This is a genomic window from Paenibacillus oralis (assembly GCF_003863965.1).
Classification (GTDB): Bacteria; Bacillota; Bacilli; order Paenibacillales; family Paenibacillaceae; genus Fontibacillus; species Fontibacillus oralis.
In genome coordinates this window covers 4,936,725-4,957,315 of the sequence record NZ_RRCN01000001.1, presented here as the reverse complement: position 1 = coordinate 4,957,315, position 20,591 = coordinate 4,936,725, and the positions used below count along the sequence as shown (strand labels likewise).

At 52.2% G+C, this 20,591-nt stretch carries 19 protein-coding genes; 4 read left to right on the top strand and 15 right to left on the bottom strand.

From position 1 onward, the window contains the following. The first annotated feature begins 228 nt into the window (after positions 1-228). On the top strand, positions 229-1,461 hold the full coding sequence (locus EHV15_RS22085; protein WP_128633112.1) for a nucleotidyltransferase: 1,233 nt from the start codon (positions 229-231) through the stop codon (positions 1,459-1,461). Here EHV15_RS22085 and EHV15_RS22080 read toward each other — a convergent pair. After that, on the bottom strand, positions 1,458-2,483 hold the full coding sequence (locus tag EHV15_RS22080; RefSeq protein WP_128633111.1) for a SepM family pheromone-processing serine protease: 1,026 nt from the start codon (positions 2,481-2,483) through the stop codon (positions 1,458-1,460). The two genes, EHV15_RS22085 and EHV15_RS22080, sit on opposite strands and share 4 nt — an antisense overlap. 144 nt (positions 2,484-2,627) lie before the next feature. Here EHV15_RS22080 and EHV15_RS22075 point away from each other — a divergent pair, with 144 nt between their 5' ends. Continuing rightward, a complete protein-coding gene (locus tag EHV15_RS22075) occupies positions 2,628-3,860 on the top strand; it encodes a nucleoside recognition domain-containing protein (RefSeq protein WP_128633110.1) in 1,233 nt (410 codons plus the stop codon). On the opposite strand, the gene coaD is transcribed toward EHV15_RS22075, so the two are convergent. The 7 genes from coaD to gpmA form a co-directional block, all read right to left on the bottom strand. Then, positions 3,857-4,375 carry a pantetheine-phosphate adenylyltransferase gene (coaD, locus tag EHV15_RS22070; RefSeq protein ID WP_128633109.1) on the bottom strand — a complete coding sequence of 173 codons (519 nt, stop codon included), beginning with the start codon at positions 4,373-4,375 and terminating at the stop codon, positions 3,857-3,859. The genes EHV15_RS22075 and coaD overlap by 4 nt on opposite strands. A 29-nt stretch (positions 4,376-4,404) precedes the next feature. Next, positions 4,405-4,974 (bottom strand): 16S rRNA (guanine(966)-N(2))-methyltransferase RsmD, encoded by a 570-nt coding sequence (gene rsmD / locus EHV15_RS22065; protein ID WP_128633108.1) that lies wholly within the window; start codon positions 4,972-4,974, stop codon positions 4,405-4,407. A gap of 303 nt (positions 4,975-5,277) precedes the next feature. Continuing rightward, the gene (locus tag EHV15_RS22055; RefSeq protein WP_128633106.1) at positions 5,278-6,288 is read right to left on the bottom strand and encodes a hypothetical protein; all 1,011 of its coding nucleotides are present in this window, start codon (positions 6,286-6,288) and stop codon (positions 5,278-5,280) included. 372 nt (positions 6,289-6,660) lie between these two features. Next, positions 6,661-7,020 (bottom strand): hypothetical protein, encoded by a 360-nt coding sequence (locus tag EHV15_RS22050; protein ID WP_128633105.1) that lies wholly within the window; start codon positions 7,018-7,020, stop codon positions 6,661-6,663. 137 nt (positions 7,021-7,157) lie between these two features. Then, positions 7,158-8,051: a copper amine oxidase N-terminal domain-containing protein gene (locus EHV15_RS22045; RefSeq protein ID WP_178075931.1), complete on the bottom strand. Its 894-nt coding sequence runs from the start codon at positions 8,049-8,051 to the stop codon at positions 7,158-7,160. Positions 8,052-8,421: 370 nt separating this feature from the next. Continuing rightward, positions 8,422-9,234 (bottom strand): RNA-dependent RNA polymerase family protein, encoded by an 813-nt coding sequence (locus EHV15_RS22040; RefSeq protein ID WP_128633104.1) that lies wholly within the window; start codon positions 9,232-9,234, stop codon positions 8,422-8,424. Positions 9,235-9,338: 104 nt separating this feature from the next. Continuing rightward, the gene (gene gpmA, locus EHV15_RS22035; protein WP_128633103.1) at positions 9,339-10,088 is read right to left on the bottom strand and encodes a 2,3-diphosphoglycerate-dependent phosphoglycerate mutase; all 750 of its coding nucleotides are present in this window, start codon (positions 10,086-10,088) and stop codon (positions 9,339-9,341) included. Between the two features lie 195 nt (positions 10,089-10,283). Between gpmA and EHV15_RS37545 the strand changes: the two genes are divergently transcribed. Both EHV15_RS37545 and EHV15_RS22025 read left to right on the top strand, forming a co-directional pair. Next, positions 10,284-10,877, top strand: a complete 594-nt coding sequence (locus tag EHV15_RS37545) for a hypothetical protein (protein ID WP_246061737.1) — start codon at positions 10,284-10,286, stop codon at positions 10,875-10,877. Between the two features lie 101 nt (positions 10,878-10,978). Further along, complete coding sequence (locus tag EHV15_RS22025) at positions 10,979-11,656, top strand: tetratricopeptide repeat protein (RefSeq protein WP_128633102.1); 678 nt, start codon at positions 10,979-10,981, stop codon at positions 11,654-11,656. 507 nt (positions 11,657-12,163) lie between these two features. On the opposite strand, the gene EHV15_RS22020 is transcribed toward EHV15_RS22025, so the two are convergent. From EHV15_RS22020 to EHV15_RS21990, 7 genes are all read right to left on the bottom strand, one after another. Continuing rightward, positions 12,164-12,595 (bottom strand): GNAT family N-acetyltransferase, encoded by a 432-nt coding sequence (locus EHV15_RS22020; protein WP_128633101.1) that lies wholly within the window; start codon positions 12,593-12,595, stop codon positions 12,164-12,166. Further along, positions 12,580-13,266 (bottom strand): ribose-5-phosphate isomerase RpiA, encoded by a 687-nt coding sequence (rpiA, locus tag EHV15_RS22015; RefSeq protein ID WP_128633100.1) that lies wholly within the window; start codon positions 13,264-13,266, stop codon positions 12,580-12,582. Before rpiA ends, EHV15_RS22020 begins: the two co-directional genes overlap by 16 nt. Positions 13,267-13,419: 153 nt before the next feature. Further along, entirely contained in the window at positions 13,420-14,667 is a 1,248-nt protein-coding gene (bcbE, locus tag EHV15_RS22010; RefSeq protein ID WP_128633099.1) for a bacillibactin exporter BcbE, read from the bottom strand. A gap of 78 nt (positions 14,668-14,745) precedes the next feature. After that, a complete protein-coding gene (locus tag EHV15_RS22005) occupies positions 14,746-16,218 on the bottom strand; it encodes a UxaA family hydrolase (protein ID WP_128633098.1) in 1,473 nt (490 codons plus the stop codon). A 16-nt stretch (positions 16,219-16,234) separates the two neighbouring features. Further along, positions 16,235-17,710: a tagaturonate reductase gene (locus EHV15_RS22000; protein ID WP_128633097.1), complete on the bottom strand. Its 1,476-nt coding sequence runs from the start codon at positions 17,708-17,710 to the stop codon at positions 16,235-16,237. A gap of 202 nt (positions 17,711-17,912) precedes the next feature. Further along, entirely contained in the window at positions 17,913-18,920 is a 1,008-nt protein-coding gene (locus tag EHV15_RS21995) for a LacI family DNA-binding transcriptional regulator (RefSeq protein ID WP_128633096.1), read from the bottom strand. A gap of 121 nt (positions 18,921-19,041) precedes the next feature. Beyond that, positions 19,042-20,436 carry an MFS transporter gene (locus EHV15_RS21990; RefSeq protein ID WP_128633095.1) on the bottom strand — a complete coding sequence of 465 codons (1,395 nt, stop codon included), beginning with the start codon at positions 20,434-20,436 and terminating at the stop codon, positions 19,042-19,044. Positions 20,437-20,591: the final 155 nt, after the last annotated feature.

Below are 20,591 nucleotides of genomic sequence, written 5' to 3'. Positions count from 1 at the left end.
TGCCACTGAGCTTAATTCCCGTATTTCAGCGGTAATTGGGACGGTTTCATCTAAATAAGCGTGGTGACAACCGTTAAAAATGGAACTACTGCTTTTTCGCTCAAATAAGCGCGGGTGACAACCGTTAGAGTTGAAAATTTTCCGGATAGCTTGATCACTTCGAGTTTAGCCAAGGCTAATTTCTAGGTTGAGCCAAAAAAGCCTTTTCAAAAAGGAGTCGATCCGCACGTGAATGTCGTCGGCATGATTGTTGAATATAATCCGCTCCACAACGGGCATGTTTATCACTTCGCCGAAGCGAAGCGCTTGACGAAGGCGGACGCGGTCATCGCCGTCATGAGCGGCGATTTCTTGCAGCGCGGCGAACCGGCGATCGTGGACAAATGGGCGCGGGCGGAGATGGCGCTGCACCTCGGCGCCGATCTTGTGCTCGAGCTGCCGATCGCTTACGCGGCCCAGCCGGCGGAGTGGTTCGCCTACGGCGCGGTGGCGCTGCTCGAGGCGACGGGCGTCGCGACGCATCTGTGCTTCGGCAGCGAAGCCGGCGCGCTCGAGGCGCTGCAGCCCTTCGCCGAGCGGCTCGCCGACGACGGCGGCGCGCTGAAGGCGGCGGTCGCGGAGGAGCTCGCCACCGGGGCGAGCTTCCCCGCCGCCTACGCCGCAGCGGCCGCGCGCCTGCTCGCCGGCAGCGGCGCTGCCGCCGCAGCGCGGGCGCTGCTGGAGCAGCCCAACAACAGCTTGGGGCTGCACTACCTGATCGCGCTGCGGCGGCTTCACAGCGGCATCGCGCCGGTCACGGTCCGGCGCCGGGCCGCAGGCTATAACGATGCCGCGCCGACGGACGCGCGCATCGCCAGCGCCACCGCCGTGCGCCGGCTGATCGCCGGCGGCGGCCTGGACGCGGCTGCGCCGTATCTCCCGCCGTACACGGCGGGCATCCTCGCCCGCGAATTCGCGGCCGGACGTGGCCCCGTGACGTGGGAGAACCTGGCCGCGCCGCTGTTTCACCAGCTGCTGCTCGCTTCGCCCGAGCAGCTTCGCGCTTGTCACGAAATGACCGAAGGCCTGGAATACCGCATCAAAAAAGCGCTGCCCCGGCTCGAAAAGCCAACCGTATCCGAGCTGCTGGCCAAGCTCAAAACAAAACGCTACACCCACACCAAGCTGCAGCGCACCCTGCTGCACGCGCTGCTGCTTCACCCGCAAGGCCTGCTTGCCCCTGAAGCGCTGGCGGAAGGTCCGGGCTACCTGCGCGTGCTGGCGTTCAGCAAGCGGGGGCAAGAGCTGCTGAAGCAGATGAAACAACTCGCCAAACTGCCGATCGTGACACGGGCCGCCGAACTCGACCATCCGCAGTTGACGCTCGATATCCGGGCAGCCGCCGCTTATGCCAACGCCATGCCTGCGCGGCGGGCCGATCAGCTGTTCCGGGAATACCGTCAGCCGCCGCTCCGGGTTTAGTCGCTCAGCTTAAGCGCCTGCAAATAGTTCAGCGCATCGTCGAGCTTTTGGACCGGCACAAGCTCCATCTTCGAACCGATTTCCTCTGCCTTTGCCCTGGCCTCTTTATAATTCGCTTCGGGCACGAAAAATATTTCGGCCTTCTTCCGCTCCGCAGCGACGATCTTGAACTGGACGCCGCCGATCGGCCCGACGGTGCCGTCCTCCGAGATCGTGCCGGTTCCGGCGATGCGGTGCCCTTTGGTCAAGTCCCCGGGCGTCAGTTGGTTGTAAATTTCCAGCGTAAACATCAACCCCGCCGAAGGACCGCCGATCTCCGTATCGGCAAAGGTGACTTCTTTCGTTTTGTCCGCAGCCTCCACCTTCAGCACCTCCCCGACGCTGACGCCCAGCCCCGCTTTGCGTGCGCCTTCCGCATCGACGATCTGGACGAGCTCCACCTGCTCTTCGACCGTTTTTCCGCTCCGCGAAAGTTGCACGGGAACAACGTCTCCGGGCTTTTTGCCTTGAAGCAAAGGCGCCAGATCCTCAAAGCGTTTCACCGGCTGGCCGTTCACCTGGCGGATGATGTCCCCGGACTGGAAACTGCCTTTTGGCTCGCTTTCTTTGGACAACCCGACAATAAAAACATACTGGGACACCACGTCGTATTTCACTCCGGCTTTCCGGTAGGCCGCCATCACCGCGCTGGACTGCGAGCTGCTCATATAATACCGCTGCTGCGTCTCGTACTCCTTATCGTTGCGATCCGGTTCCTTGCGGACCACTTCGGCATCCTTGTTGAACGGGGACGTGGCCAGCATCCACAAATTGGCGTAGCTGACCGATACCGTCGTAAGCATAAATGCGCCTTTCTCCTCCGTATCCCCCGACTTGACGCTGACAATCGGCTTAACCTCTTCGGCGGTTCCCGGCTGATTGATCATGTACGGCGTGTTCATAAAAACGACCACATATACGATCACCGCCATCGTTAGGACGTACAACCCCGCTTTTATAGCTATGGATCTTGATTGACGCATTGTTTCTCTCTCCCTTCATGATGCGGCGGCAGACGGTTGATGGACGTACGGGCCGAAGCGCCCGGCCGCAAACGGCTAGTCTGCGATTCACGGCTGCTGCATAGCATGTACTATATGATCTACTTATGAAGAAGGTGATTCCGAATGAACTTAAAAAACTTTGCCGGCAGCCCCGCTTCCACCGCCTTCACGGGGCTGCTGGCCGTTCTGCTTGTCGTGTGCGTCGTATATGCTCCAAGCGAAGCGTTTAAAGCCTCCGGACAGGGGCTGGCTATCTGGTGGCATATCGTTTTTCCCGCTTTGCTTCCTTTCGTGATGTTATCGCAAATGCTCCTCGCCGGCGGATTCGCCCATGGCCTAGGCACGCTGCTTGATCCTTTAACGCGAAGGCTGCTCGGTCTTCCCGGCTCCTTCGGCTGGGTGCTGCCGCTCGGCATGACCGCCGGCTTTCCGGCCGCCGCCGACACGGCGGCGACTTTATACAAGCAAGGAAAAATCTCCGCAAGCGAAGCGGAACGGATCGCCGGAGCGGCTCATTTTTGCAGCCCGATGCTGCTTGTGATCGTCATCGGCGCCGGTTTTTTCGGCCGTCCCGAATTCGGCTTGCTTCTGCTGGCCGTGCACTGGGCCGCCGGTCTGGCCGCCGGGGTCACGCTGCATTTTGTTTTTCCGGATCGCTCCTCCGCCCGGAACGCTTCGGGGCCGGTCACTCCAAACCACGGCAACCGGCGCAGACAATCCCGGCTTCGCCAGGCGCTCCGCAGCATGGAGCGTGCGCGCCAGGAGGACGGCCGCAGCCTCGGCCGGCTGCTGGGCGATACCGTGACCTCCGGTGTGCAAACGCTGATGATCACCGGCGGCTATATGCTTATTTTTTCGATCCTCATTCATGTCATACTCCTGGCTTTGCCGGGAACGTTTTTTTCCGTCACCGTCAAAAGCCTGCTGGAGGTTCACCTCGGCTCGTACGCCATGTCACGGCTGTCTTCCCCGGCGCTGTCGCCGGCGGTATTCACCGCTTTGCTGGGTACCGCCCTCGGCTGGAGCGGTCTGTGCGCCTACCTCCAGGTTCGGGCGATTCTCGGACCGGCCGGAATTCGCGAACGGTTTTTCCTGCTGAACCGCCTGCTGCATGGAGTTTATGCCTACGCCATCACGCTGCTGTTGTGGAAACCGCTTATCGGATGGCTGCCCGGCGCTTTTCCCGCTTTTGCCCAGGAGGGACAAACCGGCATAGGACACGACACCCCGGCAGCCGGGCTGCCCACCTGGCAGCAAGCGTTCGGGGTGATGGGATGGCAGCTTTGGATGCTGGCGCTGTTAACGCTCGGATTCGCAACCACTGCGCTCGTATGGAACCGCCGCGGCGAACCTTAATTTTTGCCCGTTCGGCCCGCGTATTTATGTTGCAGCGCCAGTTCTACTTCCGGCGGCACAAGATCGCTGACGTCTCCGTGGAAGCTGGCGATCTCCTTGACAATGCTGGAGCTTAAATAGGAGTATTTCGGGTTCGTCATCATAAAAATCGTCTCCACGTCGCTGTTCAGCTTGTGATTGGTCGATGCGAGCTGAAGCTCGTATTCGAAATCGGTGACGGAGCGGATGCCCCGCACGATAACGTGAGCCTGCTTGTAGCTCATATAGTTGACGAGCAGATCTCGAAAACTGTCAACCTCCACGTTCGGCAAATGCCCGGTAACCTCGGTCAGCAGCTGCTTCCGCTCTTCTACCGTAAATAACGGGTTTTTGCTTAAATTGTTCAGCACCGCCACAACCAGTTTGTCGAATTGGCGCGAAGCCCGTTGAATGATATCCATATGTCCTTTGGTCACCGGATCGAAGCTGCCCGGATAAACAGCGATTCGCGGATGATTAATCCGTTGTTCGTTCATGCCTGTGTTCCTCTCCTATTCTTAGCGGTTTATACCGCGCTGGTTTCTCGTTCGTAATCATAAACGGATACGGCCGTGTCTCCGTATTCCGCCTTGCGCCGCTGCGTAAAGTTCCCGAACCGCTCCGGATACGCAAAGGAGGATTCATACTCCAGGACGATCGTAGCCCCCTCTTTAAGCAGCTTAAGCTCGTCCATTTGCGTCATCAGCTGATCCCCGTGTTTTAGCCGGTAAGGCGGGTCCAGAAATACCAGATCAAAGGCCGCTTTGCGTTTGGCCAAAGCTTTCAGCGCTCTTTCCGCATCGTTTTTGTACACTTCAGCCCGTTCCGTGAGGCCGGTTGCTTTCAGATTGGCGCGGACGGTTTCCATGCTTTTGTACTCTTTGTCGATGAATACGGCCTTGTCCATCCCGCGGCTTAACGCTTCGATGCCGAGACTTCCCGTGCCGGCAAACAAATCGAGCACCGTTCCTCCTTCAAAGTAAGGACCGATGATGCTGAACACCGCTTCCTTTACTTTATCCGTTGTGGGCCGCGTCCCCATGCCGGGGACCGCCTTCAGCGCCCGGCCCCGGGCGCTGCCCGAAATGACTCTCATGAATATTCACACCCTTATGTATGCCTAAAAATTCCTGTCGATATCGTACCACAATCCGCTGCGGATTGAAAAATCAAAATATCATAACTTTTTTTCTCCGCAGAGGTATATAACCCGAACCTCCCGGACACAATTGTAGTATCGACATCACCAAATGTCGTAGACAACCGCGGAGAAGACTTACGTTTCCCCATAAGCTCTTCGTCCGGTTTCTCCTCTCCCATGATGGGACCCTCGCAAGAGGGTCCCGATTTTTTTATTATCACAGAAGAAAAAGCACCCGAAGGTGCTTTTAGATGTATACTAATAACCCATCATGCCAATTTCGCTTATATTGACCAAGTTCCCCCCATTGTTAGCGGTTATTCTAAGTCTATATTTATTGTAAGGGGTTGTGTTCTGAAACGAAAACTCTTTGGTGATATCCGGGTTCCAATCCGTAACATTGCTCTGAGTATCTAACACCACCCATTCTTGACCGTCATATGCTTCAAAAAACCAAGAGTTCGGTGATTGTAAAAAGCCGTGAGTTGGATCATTTTGTTTCATACGAATCGAGTATTTATTAACTACTTTTGCATCGAAAAACTCGTATTGAATCCAACCTGACTTTTCACCATTTGCGCTTTCCCAAGGAGAACAACTGTTGTCGAAAGCACGGAAAGGCTGAGTATCATAATATGTGTCATAGCTGCTTGCAGCAGCAACCCCATACTGATCGCTATTCGAAGTCATTGCATGGATTAATGAATCATTATTTTCTACACTGCAGACATCAATAGGAGTATTTATAGGAGTACCGTCATTTCCACCATCGCCTCCATCGTTCTGCCAAGGAGATCCATTATTGATTATAATCGGTACACTCCCAAGCGAACCAGATACAAACCCTGATGCAACGAATGTTGCATCGTCACTCCCGGCAACAAATGCACCGGAAAAAGGTCTGTTCTCGCAATTCGATAATTTACCCCCAAAAGAGACGTGATAGGTCGCTGTTTCAAGTGGGGATAAAGTTACATCCACACCTGGAATAAGGCTAGAAGAAACTCCATTATATGAGGTTCCTGCCTCTGCAAATGAACTACCGTCATAACGGTTTAGCACTAATTTTACGCTAGAGCTTGAACTGCTTAAATTTGTTATGTTCAGTGATAACTCTAAAGTATGTGACTGATCGCAAAAAGTATTTGCTGGAATCGAAAATGCTAAGGAAGAACTTTTAGATTCCTCTGCTGATACGGGTGTCACAATTGAAAACAACAGATAAAAGACAACCATCAATCCAGAAATACACTTTCTCCAAATCATCAAAGAACACCACTCCCTCAATACGGATTTATGTTAATTATCGACAATTAGATTCCCAGATTTTAGGACTAATTCTAGTTTGTGTTGAGTTAGTTTTCACGTGCGACCCACTAGGAGGAGGGGATATCCCACGAAATGCAAAAGTGCAGGCGGTTTTTGTCGAAACTCCTCTAAACCGGTGGTTCAAAGGTAAAAGTACAGTTCATTTCCGGTCAAAAGCTGCTTTTTTATCGTATAACCACAAATGAGATGTACTTTTACATTTCAACCGCTTTAAAATGGTTATTGGTGAAAAATAGGATGCACTTTTGCAGTTCCATGCCGGAATAAATCACCAGTAAAAAAGAAAATCCGATGCCGGCGCATCGGATCGATTTACTTGATTCTTTTCAGTTCTGCTTCCTGCTGGATAGAGCGAGTAGAGAGCAGTTCTATGATTTTATGCTGGTTCTCCAGGACGGACTCCATTTTCATAACTCGTTCGTTGGTGTCCAACACTGCACGTTTAATTAAATGCTGATCCTCTTTGATTTCTCGAATGTCCTGTTTAATTCCTTGTACGTCCTGTTTGACTCCTTGAACTTCCTGTTTAATTCCTTGATTGTCCTGCTTGATTCCTTGAACGTCCTGTTTCATTTCTTTCTGTTCAGCTTCAATCTTATCGAGGCGCTCATTCATGGGAGCCAATTCTTCTTTGATAACGGACCGCAACAGTTCGGTTAAATCATTTTCCATAAGTTCCGCTCCTTCGACTTTATGAGGATATATATTGTACCAGAAGCGTTCTTTAAACTCTACTTGTTTTCAATTGAATTGATGACTAAATCCGCAAATATCGTCTGCGGCTAAGCTCGAGTGGAACGGGCAATTATTTATTTCAGTCCCTGCGCCAACTTTTGAACTTCAGTAAGCGGGGCGCCGGAACGATTTCCGCCGACAATCACGATGGCATCATCGTACTGTCCGAAGAGTTCTTCCAAATCCCCATTCTCTTTACTGTTGAGGAATACTACATATGCTTCCTGCTTGTCGCTGCTTGGGTAATCTTGAGATATGGATATGGAGCCCTGACCGTCACCGATCGGATAGGTGTAGGTTTTTCCGGGGGTCAAATTGGTCTTGGCTCCTTTGGGTGTTGAATAAGCAGCAGCCGCTTCCTTCGGCAGAGTAAACGTCAGCTTGCCGTTCGCTACTTTCATATTATCTGCAAACAGCGTTTTTGCCAATTTAGTATAACCTTCATTCCACGTAAAATCATCATTATATACGTTGCTTCCATCCGGTACAGGATCCGGATCGGTTACTTCTTTCCCCGTACTAATGCTCACAAGCTGCTTGCTTTGATTCCAATCGACTTTTGCCCCGAGTGCTTCGCTTACAAACCGAAGCGGCACGTAAGTGCGCTCTTGCTGGAGCCGGGCGGGAACATCCAAAGTTACGACGGATTCTCCGACTACAACTTGCTTGCTATTAATATTCATGCTCATTTTTTTATCGCCTAAAGATGTAGTCACCGTCTGATTCACTATAGATCCGGACGCGGTTTTCTTAAACCCTACATCCGCTCCAAGCGCCTCGCTAACAAATCGCAAAGGGATCATCACCCGATTGTCTTCATAGTATGGTTGCGCATCCGGAAAAGAGACCGTCTTTCCATCAACCTGTACGGTTACATTGACCTTGGCGGCAACAGCCGTAGATACGATGAAACTTAGCGTCATGGTAACGGACATCAAGATTATAAGCACTCTTTTTCTTAAAATCATATAGTCATCTCCATTTCATATTCTCTCAATTATAATCCAATCGCTATTTTCCGGCAAAATAAATAAGCCGCTCCAGGTACGAGCGACTTTCAATTATGTATGGTCTTCATCCAAATAATCCTTTGGAAGTGGTGAACCTTATCTAAAATAAGGTCCACCACAAAAATGTACTTCTACCAGTGATGCTTTCTGTGCTTACACTTTACCAATACTTTTTGTCCGGGTCTGAGGATAATAACAATAGGCTTTTTATGACGATGTTTCATGATGAATTCCCTCCCTTCGAAAAAGAGTTAATTCATTATATGTAAGGGCGCTGAAAATGAATTGGACTAATGAATCAATGAAAATGTGCATATTAAAAGAAGAATCAAGAGGAGAAAAGCAGCCTCTCTATCCTTGTACATGGTTCTGCCAGCTCTTCACTTTGACCCAGGTATCTCAGCAGGGATTTAACGATCACGAAGCGCGGTTTAGGCCCCGTAAGTTCATACTTTAGGTATTTCAGACCTTCTTCCCAATCAGGGCTCAGTTTTTGCTCTTTGTCCCCGGAATCGACTTTTCGCTCAAGCGTTTTAATCAACTCCGTTACTTGTTTTTCCTTCTCATCGGTGCTTGGATCTTGCTCCGCTTCCATCCCGATTAATTTATCCGATAAGAACGCTTCAATGTGTTTTTCGCGAAACTGTTGAACAACCATGTCAAGGACATTGGCAATGAGCTGAGAGGCCTTTTTGAACATTGCGCTATCGGCGTCGAACATTTGCATGCTGTACTCTCCGAACAACGAGTTGAATATGAAAACAATGTCCCCCACGAAGGGATTAATTTCAGCTCCATAAACATTCAGGAAAAATTCCCTCATTCTGTCCGAAATTCCGTTTTCGAATTCAGCGATATACGGGTTGAATTGGATAAAATTGTCGGCACCTTGATCATAATCAGTCAATAAGATACCGTAAAGCTGCGGTTGTTCGATGATATAATCCAGACTGAGATTACAGTACTTCTCGACTTTTTCCTTGTTCGATAAATGATCCAGCTTCTGAACATAAGACGTTATTTCAAACACGGTGTTCAGAATTTGTTGCAGGATGCGGCCAAGCAGTTCATCATTAATGAACCCCATCCTTTTTTCCGAAAATATCAGAATTGGCGCCGTATCCTCTTGCTTTTTATCCATGTCTGTCCCTCCATTACCCCATCTATCTTGAATTATAGGCTGGACATCCCATAAAAAAATCGTACTTAAGGGCAAAACCCTTTATGTACGATAGGGCAAGACTATTATTCGAGAATTCGGTCGGGATTGGCCGCTTTTTCAATTTTGCTCGAAGTACGGCCTTCGCTTCCGAGATAATGTTTTTCGACGGGTTTTAAATGCTCGTCAAGCGTATAAACAAGCGGTGTTCCGGTCGGAATATTGACATCGACGATCGCTTCGTTGCTTATATTCTCCAAATATTTGATGAGCGCCCGCAAACTGTTGCCATGGGCCGCAATGATGACCTTTTTCCCGGCTTTGATTTGGGGGACGATTTCCTTTTCCCAGTAATCCTCGACCCGAATGCCCGTCTCCTTCAGACTTTCGGTCAACGGGAGAAATTGCTCCGGAACATCGCGGTATTTGATGTCATTGCGCGGATTTCGTTCATCTCCGGCGGTAAGGGCGGGCGGGAGAACATCATAACTTCGCCGCCACCTCATTACCTGCTCCTCGCCATATTGACGAGCGGTCGTCTCTTTGCTTAACCCTTGAAGCGCTCCGTAATGCCGCTCGTTGAGCTCCCAAGATTTGCGGACCGGAATCCAAAGCAAGTTCATCTCATCAAGAATATAGTCCAACGTTTTAATGGCACGCTTCAAATAGGAGGTAAACCCGGCATCAAATTCGAAGTTCTCACGTTTCAGCAGTTGCCCGGCTTCCTTCGCTTCCATGACGCCTTTTTCGGATAAATCGACGTCGGTCCAGCCGGTAAACAAGTTGGATTTATTCCATTCGCTTTCACCGTGTCTGACAAGCACTAATTGATACATGTTTTTTCCCCTCCTCTATCTTTTCCTTACCTTTCTTTTCCTTTCTCTTCTTAAACATACTACGTTTACCGCAGCGGTTCAAATTTCTGTTAGCAAAGCCCCGCCGGTCATCCTAATGCATATCACTTCGCAGGCAGGGCAACCTAACTTTGGTTCAATCACCAACCTATATCTTTAGAGGAGGATTCTCATTTCATGTACAGCAATGTTAGTCAGCAACTCCGTGAAATCGAGCAAACGATGCGCCAATTGGAGCAGCAAACACGCCAGGCGACAATGATGTATCAGCAAATGCTGCAGCAGGAGCAGCATAATGCGATCCAGCTTGAAGAGCTGGCTCAACGCGAACGCAGAGCGGCGCAATCGATTCAAAGCGCGCTGCAAGGACATCACACGGCGATGCAGTCCTATCAACGCGTGGCCCAAATCGCCAGCCAGCTCGAAAACAGCATCCACTCGATGAGCGCCGGCGCAAGCTTCGGCCAATCCGGCATCGGCCAAAGCTCGTACGGCGTTCAACATATCGGAGCATCCGGCTACAATCCGGGCAGTGTAGGAAGCTACAGCTCCTCCGGCATCAGCCACTCGATTTCCGCATCCGGAATTGGAAGCGGGATGTCCTCTGCTTCCGGGATGGGCGGCGGAATGTCAGGAGCGTCCGGCAGCGGCATGGGCAGCGCGATGTCCGGTGCGTCCGGCATTGGCAGTGCACCGAGTGCGTCCGGCTCCGGCTCCGGTTCTGGCTCCGCTTCTACCGCTTCCGGCGGCCATATGCGCGGATTTCAGTAATTTTCAAAAGAACAAGCCGTCCGGGCGGACGGCTTGTTCTTTTTTCGCGTTCCCCTGCCCTGTGTTATAATGGGAATTAATTCATTGGTTGGAGGACACTCATGAGTAAGTTTATTCTGTTTTTTGCCTTAACCTGGTTGACCGGAAATCCGATTATCGCCATCGTGATTTTGCTCCTTATCGTCTACTTCCTGGATCGGCGGTTTATCGGGATTTTCCCCAGTGTAACGAAACCTTTCAAACGTTCCCGCAGCATCTCCCGCTTGCGGCAGCAGCTTGCGCTAAGCCCTTTTGACGTTTCTTCCAAACGCGAGCTTGCCCGTCTGCTGCTGGAACGGAAACGATATCGCGAAGCTTGGGACCTGCTCGAGGATGTTAAGTCGTCCTCGGAAACCTCCGCCGAGTTTTGGAGCGATCTGGGGACCGCTCTACTTGGACTGGGGCGCCTCGAGGAAGGCGAAGAACAAATGCTGCGCGCGCTTTCCCTAAATGATCGCGTCAAATACGGCCAGCCCTATCTCCTGCTCGCCTCCGCCTTTCGCGACAAAGATCCGCAAAAAGCGCTGGATTACGCCGCCAAATTCGGGGAAATCCAGTCCTCCTCCAGCGAGGCCTATTATTTGCTCGCCGGCCTTTATCAGTCGCTCGGACGCAAGGAGGAAGCCAGACGGGCGCTCAACGAATCCATCGCCGTTTACCGCAGTTTGCCGAAATACAAAAAACGGCAGGAACGCAAATGGGCGCTGCGCAGCCTGATCAAACGAAGCACTTTAAATTAAACGGCCGGATTAGAAAGACCGCCGGAGAAACCTGCTCCGGCGGTCTTTTGGTATTCGAAATAGCGGTCATTTGTGGCGCTATTTTTGAGATTTTTCCCCTCCTGCGCAAAATAGCGGCACTTTAGGGCCTTTTTTTACCTTTATTTTCAACTGTCCCCGTAAAAACCTTGTCCGTCTATACTCCTCTACACGAATTAACTGAATCCAGGGCTTGATCCATTTCGGCGAGATGCAAAAGTGCAGTTCAATTTCACTCAAATGCCCCGGAAATGGTTTGTCAAATGCAAAACTGCAGTTCATTTTCAATCAAAACAGTCTTTTTTATCAAACTGCCCCAAAACAGATGCATTTTTGCATTTCAACCGCCTCAAAGCAGGTGAATTCCTTCAAATGGAATGCACTTTTGCAGTTGATCCACACAGACCGTAAAAAAACTGCCGCCGCTCCCTCAAAGGGAGGCAACAATAATGCCTCGGCAACTGCTCCCCGATCATTACTCTCCGTGAATTACTCCTCGTTGTCCTCATCCACGTTGTACACGCAGCGGAAGCGCTCTTCCCCGTAAGGGCCGCCGCCAAGACCGGTGATTTGAAAGCCGATGCTGCGGAAAAACTGGGCTCCCTCCTCGTCCGTGTCCGCGGCGATGCTGTCCGGGTTGGCATGGGACAACGCCAGCAGCACCATTCCCCGTCCATATCCCTGCAGCCGGTTCTCGGGCCGCACGACAAGATGAATGATTTCCAGCTCGCGGGCTTCATTGACCCGAAAACCGATCAGCCCGACGATTCCGCCTTCGTCCTCATAACCGTACAGTTGGCCAGCGCCGGAGCGGTACAGCCCAAGCGCTTCCTCCAGGGCTTCGGGTTCCAATACGGCGGCGTATTCCAGCAGCTCGCGGATTTGCGGCTCGTCCACCCGCGAATTTACTTGCTTGAACATGCGGCCTCCTTGATTTCCGTATGCCCGTCATCGTAGCCGACAACAACCGTATCGGCAATTCCGACGAATAAACCGTGATCAACGACGCCGGTCATCGCTTTAAACTCCTCGGCCAGCGCGGCCGGGTTTTCGATTTTGCCGAATGCGGCGTCGACAATATAGTTTCCGTTGTCGGTGACATACCGCTCTTCCCCCCGCATCCGCAGCTCAAACGAAACGCTGTAGCGTCTTTCCAATTGTTTCAGCGTCCATTCATAGCAAAACGGCACGATTTCGATCGGCAGCTTAAATTGCCCCAGATGCGGCACGATTTTCCCGCTGTCGGCAATTACGATAAACCGGTCGCTGTTCATGGCGACCAGCTTCTCCCGCAGCAACGCGCCGCCGCCGCCTTTGATCAGCGAGAGCCCGGGATCAACCTCGTCCGCCCCATCGATGGCGATGTCCAAGCGATCGACTTCGCCGGCCTTAAGCAGCGGAATATTATATTTTACGGCAAGCTCCTCCGAAGCGTTGGAAGTGGCAATAGCGCGGATGCGCAGCCCTTCGGCGACCATTTGGCCGATTTTCTCAATTGCATAGTAGGCTGTAGAGCCGGTTCCAAGCCCTACCTTCATCCCGTCCTTAACCCACTCCGCCGCGCGGTACCCCGCCGCCTGTTTTGCATTCATGTGATTCCCCTCCAAAAAAATAATGGCCTAAACCTTTATGTAAAACCTGTCTATTCATCCGACTCGCTCTTAATCATACCAAAAAAGCCCGCACAATAGAACAGCGGAGCCGCTATCCCGCTCCACTGTCCAGGCAGGCGAATCCTATGGAGTTTAACCCTGATGCAGCGGCCGCGGCGCTTTCTTGGGCCGGGAGACACCGCCGCGCCCCGAATGGGGTTTGACCATCAGCAGAAGCAGCAGCATCCCCGCCAAAGACACCCCCGCAATGGCAAAAAACATCGTCATATGCCCCCGCTTCATCAGCAGCGATATGACCGGCGGCCCGGCCGACACCCCGATAAAACGCATGCTGCTGTACAGGGAAGTAATGGTGCCGCGCATTTCTTTGTCGATGCCTTCGGTAATCAGCGCGTCCTGGCTGGGGAGCACCATGCCAATCCCCGCGCCGCAAACGATCAGACAGGTGATGACGAAATAAATGTTACTGAAAAATCCGATGCCGAAGAGGGCAGCTGTCGCAAGCACCAGCCCCGCCACCCCCAGCCATTTCATGAGGATTTTGTTTTTGCCGATCTTTTTCCCGGTCAGATACGAAGCGAGGCATAAGGCGGCCAGCGGAATGGCCAGCACCAAACCTTTGATTACGCCTTTCAGTCCGTGCTTAACTTCCAACTGTTCCGACAGGTAAAAAAGGACGCCAAACAGCAGAAACATGCAGATGCCGCCGATGGCGAAAATGGCAAACAGCCAGCGCCCCTTCAGTTTGAATACTTCCTTGACCGCCCGCAAAAACTCGGGCAGTGGTTTCGCCTTCTCCCTTTCCTTCGGTTCCTTGACCCAAAACAGGACGAGCAGCAATGAGATCAGACAGAGCACGGGTATCGCCAGCAGCGGTACGTACCATATCCAGGCGCCCAGCAGCGCGCCAAGAATCGGACTGAGCACCTTGCCGAACGTATTGGAAGTTTCGATGAGCCCAAGGTTATGGCTGACCTCCTCCTCGTCGTCGAACAAATCGCCAACGAGCGGCAGCACGATCGGAAAGGCTCCGGCGGCTCCGATACCTTGCAAAAAACGCCCGGCCAAAATCAGCCAATACACGGCGATGCCATCAGCAAACCAATCGGCAACGCCCGAAACGGCGCCGCCGACCCCGGCAAGGGTCAGGCTGGGGATGATGATCGCTTTGCGTCCGAATTTATCCGACAGGTAACCGGCCACGGGGATCAGCAAAATCGCGACAACCGCATACACCGTAATCAGCATGCTGACCTGAAACGAGGTAACGCGGAGCGCACGGGCAATTTCCGGCAAGATCGGGATCAGCATGGAATTCCCGAGCGTCATGATGAGCGGTATCGAAGCCAACGCAATCAAATCGCCTTTTTTGCTAACCATAAGGTCGTCCGCCATCCTTCCGTATAACGTATATAACCGACCTGGTTAGTGTCTTAATTTTCGGCGAAATTATACCTGCTAAAGGGTTACTCCGTTTTTGAAAATCGCAATCTCCCGAAATCCGTTTTGCTCGTTATTGACCCGCTTGCCGCTGGCGATATCCGTAATGAAGTTCAGGAAATCGTCCAGCACCCGGTCCGGATCTCCATCTTCAACCAGAACGCCGGCGTTGTAATCGATCCAATGCGGCTTTTCCCGGTGCAGCGCCGAATTGGTCGATACCTTCACCGTCGGCACAAATGTGCCGAACGGAGTGCCGCGCCCGGTCGTAAACAGCACCATCTGGCATCCGGAAGCCGCCAGCGCCGAAGACGCAACCAGGTCGTTGCCGGGGGCGCTCAGCAAATTCAAACCTTTCGTTTTAAGGCGTTCGCCGTACCGCAATACGTCATTGACCCTAGAAATCCCCAGCGATTTATCCTCCAGCGTCGTAATGCCTCCCGCCTTGTTGCCCGGCGAAGGATTCTCGTACACCGGCTGCTTGTAATCGAGGAAATATTGTTTGAAGTCATTGATCAGATGAACGATTTTGCCGAACACTTCTTCATCGGCGGCGCGCTCCATCAAAATCGTTTCGGCCCCAAACATCTCCGGCACCTCCGTGAGCACCGTCGTCCCGCCCTGTGCCGCCATATAATCCGAAAGGCGGCCCAGCAGCCGATTGGCCGTAATCCCCGACAGCCCGTCGGAACCTCCGCATTTCAGTCCGATGTTGAGCGCGGACAGCGGAACCGTCTCCCGGCGGTCTTGGCGCGCGGCCTCATAAATCTCCTTAAGCAGCCGGACTCCTTCGCCAACCTCATCGGACACTTCCTGGGACACGAGGAATTTTACGCGGGAAGCATCGTAATCGCCCAAAGCTTCTTTAAATTCGTTCATCGTGTTGTTTTCACAGCCCAGTCCCAGAACCAGCACGCCCCCGGCATTTGGATGTTTTACGGCATCGGCCAGCATTGTCCGGGTATGGACATGGTCATCGCCAAGCTGAGAGCAGCCGTAATTATGCTTCAGGACCAGCGCGTTCTCAAATGGCAGGGTCGAGCCGATTTCCTGGATAAAAGCGGACAAAATCAGGTCGGCCACCCCGTTTACGCATCCCACGGTCGGCACGATCCACAGCTCATTGCGGATGCCTACGCTGCCGTCCTTCCGTTTGTACCCTTCAAAAGTCCGGTTCTCGAAAGAGTACGGGTTGGCCGCGATTTTGGGGGTGTACCTGTATTCTTCCACTCCTGTCAAATTCGTTTTCGTATTATGCGTATGCACGTGGCTGCCAGGGGCGATGTCACGGATGGCATGGCCGATCGGATAGCCGTATTTGATCACATGTTCGCCGCTTAAGATCGGGGTCAATGCAACCTTGTGCCCCCGTCCGATCGCTTCCGTCAATTCGATATCGCGCCCGCCCACGCTGATCTTTTCCCCGGCGGTATAATCCCGCAGCGCAACGGCCACATTGTCGCTCTCTTGAATCCGGATAAACTCTTTCATTCGCGCGCCCTCCCCATCATCGATCGGCAGCGGCGGATGTTCCGAGCAAATCGCCCAGCGCTCGCACCATACCTGCCGATTCGATGCGGTACAAATCTTCTGCCAGTTGATCGGTCAGCCCGTTCACCCCGTTCAAATCCGCGCCCCAGCGTTCCTTTGAAGCAAGGGCTTCGGATACGAGACGGCGGATGGCTTCACGGGAACCGTCGCAAGCCTGCCACAATGCGGCAAATTGATCCAGCACATCCTGATCGTCGGCGAGCTCGATCGGCTCCTCGCCGCGTTTTCCTTTGTAGAACGCCAGCAGCGCGGCGAACGAGAAGGTGAGCTTCCTCGGCAATTTCCCTTGCTCTTTGGAATAGGTAAGCAACGTCGGCAGGTCCCGGGTTTTGAATTTGGACACGGAATTCAGCGCAATGCTCATTAAATAGTGGCGGACAAACGGATTGCGGAACCGTTCAAGCACGGCCGCCGCAAAAGATCTCAGCTCCTCCTTCGGCAGCTCCAGGGTAGGAATGATCTCGTCATATATCAGCGACTCTATGAATTTTCCCACGAGCGGGTGATCGACGCTTTCGCCCACCGTTTCCAGCCCGTAAAGGTAAGACACCGGGGTTAAGGCGGTATGCGCCCCGTTCAGAATTCGTACCTTGCGGGTCCGGTACGGGGTCATATCGTCCACGACCAGCACCTGCAGCCCCGCAAGCTCCGCCGGGAATTCTTCCTTGATCCGCTGCGGCCCCTCGATGACCCACAGATGAAACTGCTCGCCTACAACGACAAACCGGTCTTCATACCCCAGGTCTTCCGTGATTTCCCCGATCCGCTCCTTCGGATAACCCGGCACAATCCGGTCGACCAGGCTGCAGCAAAACGTGTTGGCTTCATGCAGCCAGCTTACAAAATCGGCGCCCAGGTTCCAGAGTTCGGCATACTTCAGCACGATCGCTTTCAATTCATCGCCGTTGCGGTCGATAAGCTCGCAAGGAATAATGATAAAGCCTTTGGAACGGTCGCCGCCAAAGTGTTGAAAACGGCGGTACAGCAAGGCGGTCAGCTTGCCGGGATAGCTGGATTGCGGCTGATCCTCCAGCCGGTCCGACGGTACAAAAGCAATCCCCGCCTCCGTCGTATTGGAGATGATAAAGCGCAGGTCGGGATTTTCCGCCAGCTTGGCATACGCCTCGTACTGATTATAGGGATTGATGCCCCGGGCTACCGCTTCGATCAGCGAATGCTCCCGGACAGGCCGCCCCTCCTTCATCCCTTCCAGATAAACGGTATAAAGTCCGCCCTGCTCGTTCAGTGCCTCGGCCAGCCCTGCGGGAAGCGGTTGGACGATCACTACGTTTCCGTTAAAATCGGTCTTCTTGTTCATGATGTCGATCTGCCAATCGACAAAAGCCCGCAAAAAATTGCCTTCCCCAAACTGCAGCACTTTCTCCGGACGAGCGGCGCGATTTGGCGCCATGGTTTGCGTTAATCGATTCATCTTAAAATTCCTCCATCGCATCAGACTATAAGATCATTTGAATACCTTGATTCATTCATGCACACGTTAACATATTAGCAAACTATTAAAACAAATCAATTATATTATCAATATGTTCACAAATAATGCACACGTTAAAATAAATAAGCGATTAAGCGACCGGCTACCCTTAAGCAACCGGCCTTATTAAAGTTACTGCGCCCTACAGCCCTGCCGGCTTTCCCGTGGAATTCCGCCGCATCAGCTCCGTCTTTAGAAACAGCGTCTCTCCCGCGGCCGACGGATCGTCAATCAACTGCAACAGCCTCCTCGCGCCCTCGGCGCTGATCTCTTCGATCGGCCGTTTAATGGTGGTCAGCGACGGTGTGGTAAACTGGGCAAACTCAATATCGTCAAAGCCGATTACCGAGATGTCCTCCGGCACCTTTTTACCTTGCTCAAACACGGCTTTCATCGCGCCGATGGCCATATCGTCGTTGGCACAGAAGACGGCGGTGGGAGGCTGCTCCAGCTTGAGCAATTCCTGCATGGCCTGAAACCCGCTTTCCATATCATAGCGCCCATGCACGAAATAACCGCCGACAATCGGCATCCCGCTGTCGATCAACGCGTTCAGCAGCCCTTCCCTTCTTTGCTGCGTCGACTTAAAGCTCTCGACCCCTTCAATCATGGCAATGCGCGTGTGGCCTTCGGCGATCAAATGTTTTCCCGCCGCGCACGCCCCTTCCTTGTCATCCGACAAAATATTGATTATCCGCGAATCTGCCACTTGACGGTTCAGAACAACGAGCGGAATCTCCTGCTGCAGCACATGGTAAATAAACGCGTTGTCCGATTCGCTCTGACTCATCACGATTATGCCGTCAAACCGTTTGCGGTGGATCGAGGAATAATCCTCGTAGTCTTCAATACCGCGCGTGAACAAATTGTATTCGACATCGATGACCCGGTTGACTCCGCTCATGGCGTCGGCAAAAAAGCTCGAGGAGGTCCCTCTTTTCAGACTGGTAAAAAACAGACCGATCGTGTAAGACCGCTGCATCACCAGGCTTTTGGCGTTGACGTTTGGCGTATAGTTCATTTGCGCCGCGAGTTCCATAATTTTGCGTTTGGTTTCTTCCTTGATGAACGGGCTGTTGTTCAAAGCCCGGGATACCGTTGTATGCGATACGTTCGCCAGCTTGGCGAGATCTTTAATCGTTACTGTCATCCGAATGAGCCCTCTCTTATCAAGCATCCTGTACTTACCGTATTTTCTTTTAACAATAGCATAACCCGGGCAAGCAGATAAACGCTTCATAAGACTTTGGGAACACATTCACACATTTTTCTTATTTGCCGGCCGCTTGCAGTTCCTGAACAATCTGCTCGTGCTTTTTGTCCGTCAGCTTATACATGTAACCGATGACAAGCGCCGCCAGCGTCAAAGCCACAGCAGGATAGAGCAGCAGCAGCCCTTTGATTCCGGTTAAAGTCCCTGCTTTCTGGGCTACATTGGGGACATACCCCACCAGCCAGAGACCGATCCCGGAAAGGAATCCGGAGAGCGACTGCGCCAGCTTCCGCGAGAAATTAAACAGCGAGTAGGTGGTTCCCTCTTTGCGTTCGCCGGACACCCATTCCCCGTAATCGATAATATCGGAGACGAAGGCCCAGGTTACGCCGTTCGGAATGCTGATGCCGATAAAAGCGATGCTTGCGAGCACCGTAAAAAGCACTACATTGGACGGCATAAAGAAGTTCAGCAGATCGGCGGCAACGCTGATGACCATCCCGATCAAAGCTGTTTTCTTTTTGCCGAATTTGGCGACCAGCTTAGGCAGGAAAAGCACGCCGATAAAAGAAGAACCGATGATGATGAAGTTCATATAAGCCATGAGTTCCACATTGCCCAAGTTATATTCCGCGAAATACACCAGCATTGCCGATTTCAGGTTGTAGGCGGAAATTGTAAAAATCGTCATAAGTACCAAAACCAGCAGCGGTTTATTGGATATGAAGGTACGGACAATCGTCATGAAAGTCAACTTTTCCTTCGGAGCCTCCTGCTTCACAATCCGCTCCTTCGTCCCGCGGTAGCAAAAGAAGAAGGCAATGACTCCGATGGCGGACATCAGTCCCATCACAACCGGGTACCCGATTTTTTCGTTCGGGAAGCGAACGATCAGCGGCATAACGATAACGCTAGTCACAAACAGGGCGCCCAGCGAACCGGCCTGCCGGAACGAGGACAGCGACGCCCGTTCTTTGGTGTCCTGCGTAATGGCCGCCCCCAAAGAGCCGTAAGGAATGTTCACGAAAGAATAACCGATTCCCCAAATCATATAAGAGGCGTAAGCGTAAAATAAATTGCCGCCGGAAGATAAACCCGGGCTAATAAACGTTAGAACCGTCAGTACGGCAAGCACGAAGCTCCCATACAGCAAAAACGGTCTGAATTTGCCCCGGGGGCCGATTTTTTTGCGGTAGTCGATCGAAGAACCGACGATCGGATCGACAAAAGCCGCGAACAATTTGCTCACCAGGAAGATGCCCGCCGCCGCTTGCGAGGAAATGCCCGCGACGTCGGTAAAATATTTCAATAAGTACAATTGTCCGAGGTCAAACATGAATCCGTTTCCAAAGTCGCCCAAACCATAGGAGATTTTCTCCTTTAATCCAATGCCCTGATTTGGGCTTCCTGTGTTGTTCAGGGTTTTTGCTTGTTCAGCAACAGCCACTCCCATATGCTATCCTTCTTTCTATTTGTGTGAAAAATTTTGTGAAAATATTCACTTGTAAATTTACAATGTTCTGTATTTTCCGTTTTAATCGGCTTATTGGCAGCCTTTTGCCCTTCTTTTGCGGCATTCATTTTGGGGCAAAAGATAGCAGCAAAAGG

Bases quoted from the DNA above. Each gene is read 5' to 3' on its own strand.
- EHV15_RS22080 (WP_128633111.1), bottom strand. From the start codon at position 2,483: ATGCGTCAATCAAGATCCATAGCTATAAAAGCGGGGTTGTACGTCCTA.
- EHV15_RS22075 (WP_128633110.1), top strand. From the start codon at position 2,628: ATGAACTTAAAAAACTTTGCCGGCAGCCCCGCTTCCACCGCCTTCACG.
- coaD (WP_128633109.1), bottom strand. From the start codon at position 4,375: ATGAACGAACAACGGATTAATCATCCGCGAATCGCTGTTTATCCGGGC.
- rsmD (WP_128633108.1), bottom strand. From the start codon at position 4,974: ATGAGAGTCATTTCGGGCAGCGCCCGGGGCCGGGCGCTGAAGGCGGTC.
- EHV15_RS22050 (WP_128633105.1), bottom strand. From the start codon at position 7,020: ATGGAAAATGATTTAACCGAACTGTTGCGGTCCGTTATCAAAGAAGAA.
- EHV15_RS22045 (WP_178075931.1), bottom strand. From the start codon at position 8,051: ATGATTTTAAGAAAAAGAGTGCTTATAATCTTGATGTCCGTTACCATG.
- EHV15_RS22040 (WP_128633104.1), bottom strand. From the start codon at position 9,234: ATGGATAAAAAGCAAGAGGATACGGCGCCAATTCTGATATTTTCGGAA.
- gpmA (WP_128633103.1), bottom strand. From the start codon at position 10,088: ATGTATCAATTAGTGCTTGTCAGACACGGTGAAAGCGAATGGAATAAA.
- EHV15_RS37545 (WP_246061737.1), top strand. From the start codon at position 10,284: ATGTACAGCAATGTTAGTCAGCAACTCCGTGAAATCGAGCAAACGATG.
- EHV15_RS22025 (WP_128633102.1), top strand. From the start codon at position 10,979: ATGAGTAAGTTTATTCTGTTTTTTGCCTTAACCTGGTTGACCGGAAAT.
- EHV15_RS22020 (WP_128633101.1), bottom strand. From the start codon at position 12,595: ATGTTCAAGCAAGTAAATTCGCGGGTGGACGAGCCGCAAATCCGCGAG.
- rpiA (WP_128633100.1), bottom strand. From the start codon at position 13,266: ATGAATGCAAAACAGGCGGCGGGGTACCGCGCGGCGGAGTGGGTTAAG.
- bcbE (WP_128633099.1), bottom strand. From the start codon at position 14,667: ATGGTTAGCAAAAAAGGCGATTTGATTGCGTTGGCTTCGATACCGCTC.
- EHV15_RS22005 (WP_128633098.1), bottom strand. From the start codon at position 16,218: ATGAAAGAGTTTATCCGGATTCAAGAGAGCGACAATGTGGCCGTTGCG.
- EHV15_RS22000 (WP_128633097.1), bottom strand. From the start codon at position 17,710: ATGAATCGATTAACGCAAACCATGGCGCCAAATCGCGCCGCTCGTCCG.
- EHV15_RS21995 (WP_128633096.1), bottom strand. From the start codon at position 18,920: ATGACAGTAACGATTAAAGATCTCGCCAAGCTGGCGAACGTATCGCAT.
- EHV15_RS21990 (WP_128633095.1), bottom strand. From the start codon at position 20,436: ATGGGAGTGGCTGTTGCTGAACAAGCAAAAACCCTGAACAACACAGGA.